This window comes from Shewanella sp. SM71 (genome assembly GCF_025653905.1).
GTDB lineage: Bacteria > Pseudomonadota > Gammaproteobacteria > Enterobacterales > Shewanellaceae > Shewanella > Shewanella oncorhynchi.
Genome location: NZ_JAKKRW010000001.1, coordinates 557514 through 570900 on the forward strand (window position 1 = coordinate 557514; position 13387 = coordinate 570900).

The window sequence follows — 13387 nt, forward strand, 5'->3', positions numbered from 1 at the left end:
CGCGAGCATTATCGACCATGATAAAGATATCGTCGGAATGCTTTCGGGTATATTACATTTAATTTGTTGATTTGTAATGCTTTATTTGTTGTGGCCTACTTGTGTTAGTAGGCCCTGATTTCCAATTGCTCGATTATCTGGTTGCCTTGCTCAAGCCCTACATGGTTAACAATCATCGCTTTAATTAGCTCAACATAGGTTGGCTGGATATTGACGTTATCATCGAAAAGGGCTTCATCCGTTTCAGTGATAAGAGCCGCAATCTCATTAAAGCTGCCGTATTTGGGCTGTTATGAGGATTTCCCCATGCACTCTGCTAACAGTTTGACGAAAAAGTCGCTGCCTTTGCGTTCGCAAAAGGCGATGTTACGTTCTGGGATGGTTTCGGGATCTGTGTAGCTGGCGAGAGCTAACTCCATGCTGGCTTCGCGGATGATGTGCAGGGTTGGGTAGGGCGCGCGGTTGGTGAAGTTGGCTGCCCCGTCCTGTGGTTCGCCATCGAAACAATAGTCTGGGTGGAAGGTGGCGAGTTGGTAGGTGCCTTCGTACTCGTGTTCGATAAGCGTATCGGTTGCCATGTCGATGAGGTCGAGGTAGGCATAAAACCCCTCAAAACCACGGGGCAGAATAAACAGTGTGGTTTCGGCTTCGGGGTGGGCGTCGAGGTATTGACATTCTTCGATCAATGCCTTGAGTACGAGTTTGACTTTGGTTTGTTCCACCACCAGATACCGAATACTGCCGCGCTCGACTTCTTGTCTGGCAAAGGGGCAAATATTGTATTTCATGATCACTTTTTTCACCCAGTCGTCGGTTTGTTGAGTGATCATGTCAATTTCGTTCATGGCGGTCGTTTGCTCGTGCTTAAAAATTAGGGGGCGATCATAGGGATGATAGACGCCACAAGCAAGAGCGCCATGCTGATATTAAAAATCTTCTGTTGGCGCTCATTTTTCAAAATGCGTTTAAGGGCTACGCCAAAGCCTAGCCAGACGATAGCGCAGGGAAATGCGACGCACAAAAATACCGTTGCGATAGTGATGACCTGCGGGGTCAAATCCTGCTGTACTGACGTGAATGTCGCAATCGCGCCCACGGCCATGATCCAGCCCTTAGGGTTGACCCATTGAAAGGCCGCGGCTTGGATAAAACTGAAGGGTTTAGCAATGGCTTTACCTTCCATCTTGCTACTGCTGTTGGCAATCAACCAAGACAGATACAAAAGGTAACCTATGCCGACGACTTTAATCACTTGATGGATGATAGGATAGCTTTGGAATAGGGCGCTCAAGCCCAAACCTATCGCGAGGATCATAGTCGGGAAGCCAAGGCTTATTCCCATAAGATGCGGAATACTGCGTTTTACGCCAAAGTTTACCCCTGAGGTCATCAGCATAATATTGTTAGGCCCTGGGGTGATCCCAGATGAAAAGGCAAACAACGCGATAGCGAGTATTAACTCCATAGATAGATCCACACCTTTTATTTTAGTTTTATGGCATTGTGATTATTTGCCGCATTGAGCCTGCGATTTACTCATCGGAGGGTACGCAATACTGTGTTGCAATTATTTATAATTGCGACATTTGATTGCAACGCAGGCGAGGCATTCTAGCGATTAAATGTTGCCGCGCCTATACGACATAGCGAGTTTATAAACTAAAAAGAATAACAAAATATGTACATGCCTCGATAGGCTTATGGCGTGAGAATAGGGCTAGCGCAGTTTGATGGTTTTCTGTGTTAGTACGAATATCAAGATATATTGGAATATGCTGATTTAACACTATATTGGAATATGCTGATTTAACACTATGATGGATATCAGCTTTCAGTTTTAGTAATAGCAATAGCAACTATCCTTAGACAGCATTTTATAGATTGAGGTAACAGGGCATGATGAATCCATCATTACATAGTGAGCTAAGTGGAGTGCTAAATCGACAGTTCAGTCGAGTTCCTTGTTGGGTTCCTGACCGAGTGTTAAGTCGGTATTTGAGAGTGTTAATACTGCTTTTTAGCAGTGTTTTAGGTCTTACTGGGTGCGTGACTGTGACGGATAACGCGGCGCAGCCGTTGCGAACCACAATCGTGATGTCTGGCGATCTCAGTGAATTACCGTCAACGGCAATGACATTCACTTGGCATCCTAAATTTCAAAAAATCATCACAGATAAACGTTTAGATTCGCAGCTAGTGTTACAACACATGCAAGCCGTATTAAAGCAAACTTTGCAGAGTAAGGGATATCGCTGGATCGAAGATCCACTACTGGCGGATTTTCAGGTTGGCTTTGGCGTCGCTATGGGAACTGAAATGAGCGATGAACAAATTTTGGCAGTGACAGGGTTAGTCGCTGGGCTGTCAACCGACGGTGTGAATACCCGAAAGTATGACAAAGGTACCGTGGTGATAGCGCTCTTTAAACCCACTAAAATACAGGGCGTTGATGAGCCAATTTGGCGAGTGCTTGCCCAAGGTTTTGGCAACATTAAAAAGATGGATGAGCTAACCGAAAATTTCGACAGTCTCATTGCCAGTATGTTGGCCAATATGCCGTCGGTTAATGTGGCTCCTTAGCCAGCGTTTGAGCTTTAGTTCAGTTCTAAGTGAATTGAGTGGTTGGAGCATTCGCCAGATAAACGGGATTAGTGCTTAATTGAGGTGTCTTGGTCCCATGTTTGTGGTGCTAGCTCCCATTTTTGAACTGTGGGATATGGTACTTTAGTGACAGCCATCTCAATAAAGGGCGCGACAGTGAAAACTGCCGCGCTTTTTCATTTTAGTGGAGGGAGGTTCCATTTTGATTTCAGACTGTTTCAGTCGTGTTCGACTGTGATCTCGTAGGATGAAAACTTACGAATGTTAATCACGCCCGTATCAAACATTAAATACTGCCCCTTTATCCCCTGCAAAATTCCGCTGACGACCACATCTTTATCGAAATTGTGCGAAGTGATCTTTTTCGGAAAGGTGTCAATTGGATAATGAATTGGCTGAATCGTTTCGTGCAAACGCTCGATACTGTAATCGCCTTTTTGCATGCCGATTTCGTGCAACTTAGCCTCAATTTGCGGGATCAGTTCCGCAGCCTTAGCATTTAAATCAATATCGTCGGCATGGCCTTTTAACATGGCTTGCCAATGGGTTTTATCATTAACCAGTTTTGCCAATTCTACTTCGACTAAGCCTGAGAGCTGTCTTGTTGAGACTTTAAAAATCGGTAAACCTTGGGTAGCGCCTTGGTCAATCCAACGGGTGGGCAGTTGAGTGTGGCGGGTAATGCCGACTTTAACGCCCGAAGTATTCGACAGATATACATAATGCGGCACAAAACAGTGGCTCTGGGCCCACTCTGGTTCGCGGCAAGTGCCTTGGTCGTAATGACAAGTTTCCGGCTTCATGATGCACATATCGCAACTCGCCAACTTTTGCATACAGACAAAACAATGGCCCTGCGAGTAACTCTTCTTGCTCTTTTTACCGCAGTTGCAGCAGAAGATATTACCCGTGTGGGTCAAGGTTAATTGCTTGCCTATCAATGGATTGAGCGGGAGTAACTCATCACCGACAACGAGTTGATATTGCACTTGTTGCGCGTCATCTAACTGCACGCGCATCTTTTTTAGCGTTCCTAACATGGTCATCCTAATGTGTTGCGTTCTGGTGCAGCTTAGTCGCTCATCATGCGGTTTAGTGCACGCTTTCGTTATATCGTCATTGCGTGGCCGCCAGTATACAAGATTATCCAAGTCAGTTTAGATAGGATTTTTCGATAAGTAAGTCGATAAGTGAGTCGATTGTCTGAGTGCACTTAAACCTCTTTTGTTTTACTTAACCATTTGTACACTAAGGCAATAATACCGAAAGTAAGCAAGGCTACTGGTAAGTAAATGATTATGCTCATAAATTGTGTTTGGTATTTTGTTGCTAATTGGGTATGGCTAATGAGATACCCAAAACCAACAACGGAAAAAATCCACACCATTGAACTGATGAAGTTAATGAGTAAAAAACGACGGGAAGAAATACCCGTTGCACCTAAAATATAGGGGTAAACGGTACGAACAAAAGGAATATAACGTGCGAGTAGCAGGGTTATCACTCCATAGTTATCAATAAGGTGGGTCGCTTTTTCCTGATGTTTGATATCAATATTCGACAGCAGTTTTTGGTAAATTTGGGTATGCCCTAAAAATTGACCCTGTAAATAACCTATAGCTGTACCTGTAAAGGTTGCTAGAACCAATAACGGCATAATACCGATATGAAGAATATCTTGATAAATCAGCACTCCAGTGAGAAAGAGTAGGCTATCTCCGGGTAAAAATGCGGTGGGAATAAAGCCATTTTCTAACACTAAAAAGCCACAAATTAATGCGCTGACCATGAGGGCGATTTTAGGATTGGCTAAAACCGCCAGATCATTGTGTATCATGGCTTGGGCCAGTTCGTATAACTGCTCCATACGTACTACTCCCTAAAATAATTGATAAAACATAAAGATGGAAAAGCTCGAAAGCGGCAATTTTGAACCTGAGCTATGGTGTTTCGTGGGTTATTCTACCAAGGGAGCATGAATCGAAAGGCAGTTACAACATTAAATTTTGTTGGTGTTAGTGTGTTTATGGTTCAGTAATCGGGTTTTGTGGGTTTTTTATAGTAAAAATATTAAGCATTATTATAGGGTTAATAAATTTCGAATGATGGCATAAACTTACAAACCCACTTGCCTGATTCCTATGCGCATTCTAACGATTCCAACTATCCAGTATTGATTGCACTGGCTTAACTTAATTTGAACACCTTGCCGCGAATGTCGGTTTTTAAGCGCACTTTAAGTGCTGTTTGAAAGTGCTATTGCGAGTGCGCTCTCTAAATATATTGGTGTGCTAAGTGTTAGCTCGCCGTAAAAGTAAACAAGATTAACGGCTTAATCTATCGAGCACGAGATCATCCCCAAGAGCATAGAGGGATTCAACTAATTGATCTTCTTGTGCGAGATCAGTCAATCCAAGGCCAATGGTCGCCCGAAATAGGGCTATACCAGTGTGGCCTGCGGTTTCATATTGACTACTAAACTGCTCGATATTGATGCCAATTGCATTGATTTTATTAGATATATCGAGCACAAGTCCGGGTCTGTCATAGGCCACTAGGTTGTAACTTAAGCGTTTGATGGGCTTAAGAGCGACCGAGGTTTTGGAGTAGGTGAGGGACAGGCTATCGATGCATTCTAGGGCCTCAATGAGCTCGTCCATCCGCAGTGACGGTACTTCGAGTAACAATATCGCGGCAAAGACACCGTCAATATGGCGTAATTCTGAGTCGAGCCAGTTGCCGCCATGACGACTTACAGCATGGGCGATTTGTTCTACTAATCCTTTTCTATCAGGTGCTTGTAGTGTGATTAAGTATCGTAGCATAGTGACTGACTCCTATTTTTTGTAAAAGGCACCTGTTTTAAAACGGGGTGTAACACAACTGTCATCTTTGCGTCATATAATCCAACGCACTTAGAATAAAGGATGTTGTTATTGCTCAGTTTACGTTCAAACAGTGTAAGCATAGCACTCGGCAAATCCTAGCGAAAAAACTCGCTAGCTATTAATAATAGAGGTTCTTAATGGAAAGTCAGGTCACTCAACCTGGTTCTGCATCGCACAGTATGCTTAAAGGCGGACGCTCGAATCGCAGGGCATTTAAGGATAAAGCGGCGCAAATCAGCGTCACTATCGGCGGCACTATGGTATTTGTCGCCTTATTGTTGATCTTCTTTTATCTGTTGTATGTGATTAAACCCATTTTCGACAGTGCTGATGTCACACCCGTTAAGAGTGTGAGCTATCAACACGCGGATGTGCCGACCTTAATGGTGGGTGCTGAAGAGCAAAATGAGGTGATGTACCGTGTGAGCGTTCATGGTCAAGTGGACTTCTATACTGTTGCCGACGGTAGCCTACTTTCTAGCTTTACCCCGACGTTACCAGCGGGTGTTACCGTCACCAGCGCCGCCGTTGCTGTACCGAGCGAACAACGTTTTGCGCTGGGATTAAGTAATGGTCAGGTCATAGTGGCGGGCCTAGAGTTTGGTTTAACGTACCCTAATAACAAACGTTTAATCACACCTAAACTGCGTTATCCCGCAGGTGAAACCCCCATTACCGTCGATGAGACGGGCAGCGCGATTCATAAGCTGACCTTCACTTATAGCTCAGACAAAATGAGTTTTGCTTATCAAGATGAGAGTGGTGTTTGGCGTCTCACTCGTCTCGAAGGGCAAGAGAACATGATGACTGAAGAAGTGGAGTGGGTTTCTACGACGTCACAAATTCAAGATGCGCCGAAGAAAGTCTCCCACGAGCTGATGACGCCCGATCAACGTCAATTGATGTTGCAAACTGGCAATAAAATTTTCGTGTACGACATCCGTGATACTGACAGCTTAGATCTGCTGCAGGTGATTGATGTTGAACGTGCTAAGGCACAAGTCAATAACGTGGCTTTGCTGGCGGGAGCGAGTTCATTACTGGTCAGTTATGACACAGGTATTGTGGCGCAGTACTTCCAAGTTAATGGTGAAAAAGGGCGTTTATATCAAGAGATTCGTCAGTTTGATGACTTACCGCCCATCAGCTCGATTACCTCTGAATTCTATCGTAAGAGTTTTGCGACTGTGAGCCCTGAGGGTGTGCTAACACTACTCTATACCACGAGTCATCGTGAACTGTTTGATGCAAAGTTTGACCTTAAAAACCCCGGTAAAATGGGCTTTACCCCACGCTCAAACGGCATAGTCGTTGAGGCGGACAAAAAGCTGCATATCTTCAGTGTGGAAAACTCCCACCCAGAAGTGTCATGGAGCGCCATGTGGGACAAAGTGTGGTATGAAGGTTATCCAGAGCCACAATATGTATGGCAATCGACCTCAGGTTCTGACGATTTCGAAGCTAAGTTGAGCTTAATGCCATTGGCCTACGGCACAATGAAAGCGGCATTTTATGCCATGTTATTTGCCGTGCCTTTATCCGTTGCTGGTGCGATTTACACTGCTTACTTTATGTCGCCTAAGGTGCGCGGTTTCGTGAAACCGACCATTGAAATCATGGAAGCATTACCAACGGTGATTTTAGGCTTCTTGGCGGGTCTGTGGTTAGCGCCACTGATTGAAGAGCATCTCCCCGGCATTTTAATTCTACTGATCTTATTGCCGACCTCGATACTCACATCTGCCTATGGCTGGAGTAGGTTGCCGGGTAAGTGGAAACAACGTTTACCCGAAGTGTACCAAGAGCTGATGTTAATCCCTGTGGTCTGTTTCGTGGGTTGGTTCTCTTTTGCGGTCAGCCCAATCATCGAAGTGGCGCTGTTTGATGGTAATACCCGTCAATTCATCACTAACGAACTGGGGATCACCTTCGACCAACGTAACGCGCTGGTGGTCGGTATTGCTATGGGCTTTGCGGTGATCCCAACGATTTTCTCCATCGCTGAAGATGCCATTTTCTCTGTACCACGTCATTTATCTAACGGCAGCTTAGCCTTAGGTGCGACGCCTTGGCAGACATTGACACGCGTGGTGTTGTTAACCGCAAGTCCGGGTATTTTCTCGGCCATTATGATGGGCCTTGGCCGCGCCGTTGGCGAGACCATGATCGTACTGATGGCCACCGGTAACACCGCCATCATGGAATGGAGCGTGTTCGAAGGGATGCGAACCTTGGCGGCAAACATTGCGGTTGAAATGCCTGAATCGGCTATCGGTAGCTCGCATTATCGTGTGCTCTTCCTTGCTGCGTTCGTACTATTCATCTTTACATTCTTCTTTAACACCATTGCAGAAGTGGTGAGACAGCGTCTACGTGAACGCTATAGCTCGCTGTAACGGGGATAAGACAATGACATTAAATACTATTTCGCCAGTGACCTTGAGAGGTTTGTGCAATGGGTAAGTGGGTAAAATCAGGCTCGCCATGGATATGGATGACGGGCGGTGCCGTGAGCATCAGTTTGATTGCCGTCTTAGGCTTATTATTGTTAATCGCATGGCGTGGCTTAAGTTACTTTTGGCCTGCAACCGTTTACCAGTGGGAGCTTGAAGATAACACGGGTGTACGTTCGACCTTAATTGGTGAGGTTTACGATAGGGAAGAAGTACCGACTGAGCGTTTGATTGCAGCTGGCCATGTGTTTAAGCAACATCCGGGCGAGTTTGTGACCCGTTACTTAGTGAAAACCGGTAACCGTGAATTTGTGGGTTTGGATTTCCGCTGGATATTAGGTACAGACATTGTTAGTCGTTCTGTGCCAAGCGAGGTCGCACTGATCGAGCGGGCTAAAAACGGTAACTTCTACGGTTATCCGATAGCCGTGATTGAAAATGGCAAGCGTCTTGATTTAGTGAATGATGCGATTGAATCCTCCTTAATGGAGCACATCGAACGCGCTGTTGCCTTATCGGACAAAGCGGTTGATTTGCAGAAGCAAGATATTGGTTCGATTAACTACGCCATTGAAAAATTGCGTTTGCAGGAGCGTCGTTTCGAGCTAGATGGGGAACTGACCGACAGTATAAAAGCTGAGTTGGTCGCCAAGAGAGCTCAACTGCAAGAAGATTACTTAGTGCTTGAAAAAGCGTTATTTGCCCTGCGTGATGATGCGGCGCGTGACTCGGTTATCGTCCGAGATATGCGTGGCGAAGAAGTTGAACTGAAGCTCGATACCGTTCTCGATGTGACCTATGTGAATCACTTAGGACTCATAGGAAAAATTGGTAAGTGGTTTGTCGGTATTGGACGCTTTATGAGTGACGACCCGCGTGAAGCCAACACTGAGGGCGGCGTGTTCCCCGCGATTTTCGGCACTGTATTTATGGTGATGTTGATGGCGGTTATCGTGACGCCATTTGGCGTGGTCGCGGCGGTTTATCTACATGAATATGCTAAGAAAGGCCCTATTACTAAGATGATCCGTATTGCGGTAATCAACTTAGCGGGTGTGCCCTCGATTGTGTATGGTGTATTCGGTTTAGGTTTCTTCGTGTACATGATGGGCGGTTCCATCGACCAATTGTTTTACGCTGAAGCTTTGCCTGCTCCTACCTTTGGTTCGCCGGGGGTGATTTGGTCTGCATTAACCCTCGCGATTTTGACGCTGCCAGTGGTTATTGTGTCGACTGAAGAAGGGTTAAGTCGTATTCCAAGCGCGGTGCGTCAAGGTAGTTTGGCACTGGGCGCGACTAAGGCTGAAACCCTGTGGCGGATTGTGATCCCGATGGCGAGTCCAGCGATCATGACGGGTTTGATTTTAGCGGTCGCTCGTGCTGCCGGTGAAGTGGCACCGCTGATGTTGGTGGGTGTCGTGAAATTAGCGCCAACATTACCACTGGACTTTAACTTCCCGTTTGTGCATTTAGAACGTAAGTTCATGCACTTAGGGTTCCATATATATGATGTGGGCTTCCAGAGTCCTAACGTTGAAGCGGCACGTCCTCTGGTGTATGCGACCTCTTTCTTGCTGGTGTCTGTGATTGTGGCACTCAACTTGACGGCCATTAGCGTGCGTAACCACTTACGTGAAAAATATCGTTCGCTTGAGCACTAATCAGCGATTATCCTGAAAGTATTAGGACTAAATATGATTTCTATAGATTCGACAGCAATGAAAACCAATAACTTTGATTTAGCTAACTTAAGCCAGAACGACACCGCGCTGGAGATCCGTAACTTAGATTTGCGCTATGGTGATAAGCAAGCGCTGTTTAATGTATCGATGAAGATCCCCAAGAAGCAAGTCACTGCCTTTATCGGCCCCAGTGGTTGTGGTAAATCGACACTATTGCGCTGTATTAACCGCATGAATGACTTAGTTGATAATTGTCATATCGGCGGCGAGATATTGCTGCACGGCCAGAATATTTACGACAAAAAGATTGACGTCGCGGCCCTGCGCCGTAATGTCGGTATGGTGTTCCAACGCCCAAATCCTTTCCCTAAGTCGATTTATGAAAATGTTGTTTATGGCTTGAGATTGCAAGGGCTGAATAACCGTCGTGAACTCGACGAAGCGGCTGAGCGTTCATTGCGCGGCGCGGCGATTTGGGACGAAGTTAAAGACAGATTACACGATAACGCCTTTGGTTTGTCTGGCGGTCAACAGCAACGTCTGGTGATTGCCCGTGCGATAGCCATTGAGCCAGAAGTGCTATTACTCGACGAACCAACATCGGCACTCGATCCGATTTCGACGCTGACGATTGAAGAGTTAATCACTGAGCTTAAGACGAAATACACTGTGGTTATCGTGACTCACAACATGCAACAGGCGGCGCGGGTATCGGATCAAACGGCCTTTATGTATATGGGTGAATTAGTTGAATATGCTGATACTAATACGATTTTCACCACGCCGAAAAAACGTAAGACTGAAGATTACATCACAGGACGTTACGGTTAATCGCTTGAGTATCGGATAAGGCCACCAAGGCTTGGTATGGGTCAACAGTTAAGTAACAGGTTGGAACGCAATGGAAAACATGAATTTAAGTAAGCACATTTCGGGTCAGTTCACCGCTGAGCTGGATGATATCCGTAATCGAGTGCTCGCCATGGGTGGCTTGGTTGAACGTCAGCTGGAGCAAGCGATAGATGCCTTAAGTGCCCTCGATGCCGAGTTAGCCCAGCGGGTGATTGCAGGCGATCATAAGGTCAATGCGATGGAAGTCTCCATTGACGAAGAATGCACGCGTATTATTGCTAAGCGTCAACCTGCGGCCAGCGATTTACGCTTGATTATCGCTATTTCAAAAACCATCGCCGATCTTGAGCGTATTGGTGATGCCTGTGTGCGGATTGCAAAAGCGGCATTAGATAAACGTTTGAATAATCAGCAGCCTTTGTTAGTTAGCATTGAAAATATGGGGCGTCATGCGACTCGGATGTTGCATGCGACTTTAGATGCCTTGGCCCGTATGGATGCCGATACCGCGTTAGAGCTGCATAAAGAAGATGCTAAGCTTGACCGTGAATACGAAGGCATTATCCGCCAGTTAATGACTTATATGATGGAAGATCCGCGTTCTATCCCAGACATACTCGACGTATTATGGGCAGCACGCGCAGTTGAGCGTGTCGGTGATCGCTGTAAAAATATTTGTGAATACATCATCTACTACGTAAAGGGTAAAGACGTTCGCCATACTTCCTACGAAGATATGGAAAAGGACATGAAAAGCTAACACACGCATTAATCTGCAGTTTTAATGCCTGAATAAAACGCTCCGCAGTCTCTGTGGAGCGTTTTGCTTTTAGGATGCTGAGCTAGGATCGTTGATTAGGATAGTGAGCTAGGATCGTGAGATAGAGAAGTGAGCTAGGATTTTGGGTTATGGATTGTGAAATTGGATAGCTAAATTAAATAGTTAAATTAGATTATGAACTGGCATTCTGGATCGGTACCGCGAATAAAGAAGGTCATTTTTGTGTTTACAATAAATTAACCTTTTTTTTAATCTGATGCTTGCAATAAGTTTTAGCTGTTGGAAAAGGGCGGTAGACCTAGATAGTGAAAGTAGTCGAAGCCTAAGTGCTAGCGTTTTTGTGTTTAGCTGTGGATTGATATCACAGCATGTTAACCTCAGAATTTAACCGCCACCCTATTTGTTACCGCTAAGGTTTGGGGTTAGCAGCGTAACGGAATGGGCGCGGTGTCGGCGATAACATGGATAAGTTGATGAGCCCATTATTGTATTCTTTAAAGCAAGGTTTTGAAGCCCTTAAAAGTATTCGAAATCATATTTCTGAAGCGAATTTACCCGCTGATTTTCCCCGCGCTGAATTACCGCCACTGTACGAGGAAGCTAAAGCCGAGCTATTGCAGCTATTAGCGCCGCTAGAAGCCTATCGTATTGAAAAGCTTGAAACTAAACTCTCCCGTAAAAAATGGGCGAAGCGTCTAGGTTGGCTCGTGTGCCTGCCCGCACTGGCCTTTGATTTAATCTCGTTAGCCTCTAACCATGACCCAACCATTTTGAGCCTGATCGTCATCGCCAGCATTTTGATGTGGGTTCATCTGCCTGAAATGCAATATAAGCGCCATTACAAATATAAAATATTGCCTGTTTTACTCAAAAAACTAGGTATAGCCCCGACTCCTGTGTTAACCTTGATTCAGTGGCCGATTTCGAACTTATGCCCCGTTTTAGCAAGCAACAATCAGAGGATCATATTCGCGGCAAGGTAGAGGATATCAGCTTCGAATTTTGCGAATTAACCTTAAAATCCCGCGGCAGCAAGTCAGACAAGATCCAATTTAAAGGTGGGGTCGTGATCATGACGATGCCCTTTAGCTTTGAATCCCATACCGTCGTCAGCCAAGACTATGGCTCCCTTGGTAACACCATGGCAGGCATAAAGAAACCCAGAGTTAAACTCGAAAGCGTGACCTTTGAGGCGATGTTTGAAGTGTATTCCCACGACCAACATTATGCGCGATATCTGTTGTCTCCCGCCGTGATGGAACGCCTCGTTGAACTGGAACAGTTATTCCGTAAAACGGCGCGCGGGTCGGGGCTGAGTATCGAATTTAAAGCCAATAAAGTGCTGATCATGGCGAGCTATTTTGGCAATTTATTTGATACCGTCGATATCAATTTACCCACCCATGATATGTCGAAAATTCCGCAGTTACAGCAGGAGTTAGTTTTGATTACTGGCATCATCAAACAGCTAAAACTGGATTATCTTGCAGCGCAAAATCTGGCGACACAGCAGACACTTGAGAGGATTAAGACGCTAGCGGGTTAACTTGAGCAGTTCTTTCTTCTGCACTGTTAGCACAATTTTCAGTTTTATAATAAGACGTTAGTTTTTTGGGGCTTAGCGTTTGCTGTTCTTCGCTTATAAAGGCTTGCCATGGTAGTCACTCACCGACGCGGTGAATAGAAACCTAGGGTTTCTGAGCTTATGAACGAGAGCCATGGTCGTTCTCAAGCATCCCTGCATTGCACGACATTCAGGCGTCCTGCCTATCAGATGGCGAACTGGCCGTTAAACAGGATGTTGTTCAAGTCCGTCCTTGGATGCTCGACCGCCCCGTCCATGGGGCGGACGGTCGTCTCGCCAATCACCATGGCTCACCTTTCGTGCATTCACGTAACCTGTAGATTTAAAAGACATACGCAACACACTTTTGTCGGATAGACGGCATCTGTTACCAAGTGCCGCCCTCCTAAGAACCGTACGTGCAACTTTCACTGCATACGGCTCAAGCCTCCACTAAGGCGTGTTCTGTTACCCAGCACCCTATATAGCAGCTAAGACAGGATCGAACCAAGAGTTTCGACCTTCCTTTGCCTGTTTCCGCTTACTTAAGTAAGCTTCGTATTCGG

Annotated in this window: 11 protein-coding genes and 1 pseudogene; 6 read left to right on the plus strand and 6 right to left on the minus strand. The window is 45.6% G+C overall.

Going from position 1 to position 13387, the window contains the following annotated elements:
- Positions 1-290: 290 nt before the first annotated feature.
- Both L5L97_RS02385 and L5L97_RS02390 read right to left on the minus strand, forming a co-directional pair.
- Positions 291-845: a DUF1415 domain-containing protein gene (locus tag L5L97_RS02385; protein WP_263180998.1), complete on the minus strand. Its 555-nt coding sequence runs from the start codon at positions 843-845 to the stop codon at positions 291-293.
- A gap of 26 nt (positions 846-871) precedes the next feature.
- The gene (locus L5L97_RS02390) at positions 872-1465 is read right to left on the minus strand and encodes a LysE family translocator (RefSeq protein ID WP_113938904.1); all 594 of its coding nucleotides are present in this window, start codon (positions 1463-1465) and stop codon (positions 872-874) included.
- A gap of 431 nt (positions 1466-1896) precedes the next feature.
- Between L5L97_RS02390 and L5L97_RS02395 the strand changes: the two genes are divergently transcribed.
- Positions 1897-2580, plus strand: coding sequence for a DUF4136 domain-containing protein (locus L5L97_RS02395; RefSeq protein WP_317629519.1), 684 nt, complete (start codon positions 1897-1899; stop codon positions 2578-2580).
- A 239-nt stretch (positions 2581-2819) separates the two neighbouring features.
- On the opposite strand, the gene L5L97_RS02400 is transcribed toward L5L97_RS02395, so the two are convergent.
- The 3 genes from L5L97_RS02400 to L5L97_RS02410 form a co-directional block, all read right to left on the minus strand.
- Entirely contained in the window at positions 2820-3641 is an 822-nt protein-coding gene (locus L5L97_RS02400; protein WP_105249677.1) for a DUF2797 domain-containing protein, read from the minus strand.
- A 173-nt stretch (positions 3642-3814) separates the two neighbouring features.
- The gene (locus tag L5L97_RS02405; protein WP_263181001.1) at positions 3815-4468 is read right to left on the minus strand and encodes a DedA family protein; all 654 of its coding nucleotides are present in this window, start codon (positions 4466-4468) and stop codon (positions 3815-3817) included.
- 457 nt (positions 4469-4925) lie between these two features.
- Positions 4926-5426, minus strand: coding sequence for a glycine cleavage system protein R (locus L5L97_RS02410; protein WP_028760534.1), 501 nt, complete (start codon positions 5424-5426; stop codon positions 4926-4928).
- 200 nt (positions 5427-5626) lie between these two features.
- On the opposite strand from L5L97_RS02410, the gene L5L97_RS02415 reads away from it, so the two are divergent.
- The 5 genes and pseudogenes from L5L97_RS02415 to L5L97_RS22880 all read left to right on the plus strand — a co-directional run bounded on the left by L5L97_RS02415 (position 5627) and on the right by L5L97_RS22880 (position 12803).
- Positions 5627-7885, plus strand: a complete 2259-nt coding sequence (locus L5L97_RS02415; protein WP_263181002.1) for an ABC transporter permease subunit — start codon at positions 5627-5629, stop codon at positions 7883-7885.
- Between the two features lie 59 nt (positions 7886-7944).
- Entirely contained in the window at positions 7945-9603 is a 1659-nt protein-coding gene (gene pstA, locus L5L97_RS02420; protein WP_028760532.1) for a phosphate ABC transporter permease PstA, read from the plus strand.
- A 33-nt stretch (positions 9604-9636) separates the two neighbouring features.
- Positions 9637-10455, plus strand: coding sequence for a phosphate ABC transporter ATP-binding protein PstB (pstB, locus tag L5L97_RS02425; protein WP_028760531.1), 819 nt, complete (start codon positions 9637-9639; stop codon positions 10453-10455).
- Positions 10456-10525: 70 nt separating this feature from the next.
- Entirely contained in the window at positions 10526-11236 is a 711-nt protein-coding gene (gene phoU, locus L5L97_RS02430; protein ID WP_263181003.1) for a phosphate signaling complex protein PhoU, read from the plus strand.
- A gap of 494 nt (positions 11237-11730) precedes the next feature.
- Positions 11731-12803 (plus strand): annotated as a pseudogene (locus tag L5L97_RS22880) (DUF3137 domain-containing protein).
- A gap of 243 nt (positions 12804-13046) precedes the next feature.
- On the opposite strand, the gene L5L97_RS02445 reads toward L5L97_RS22880, so the two are convergent.
- Positions 13047-13175, minus strand: a complete 129-nt coding sequence (locus L5L97_RS02445; RefSeq protein WP_263181006.1) for a hypothetical protein — start codon at positions 13173-13175, stop codon at positions 13047-13049.
- Between the last annotated feature and the right edge of the window lie 212 nt (positions 13176-13387).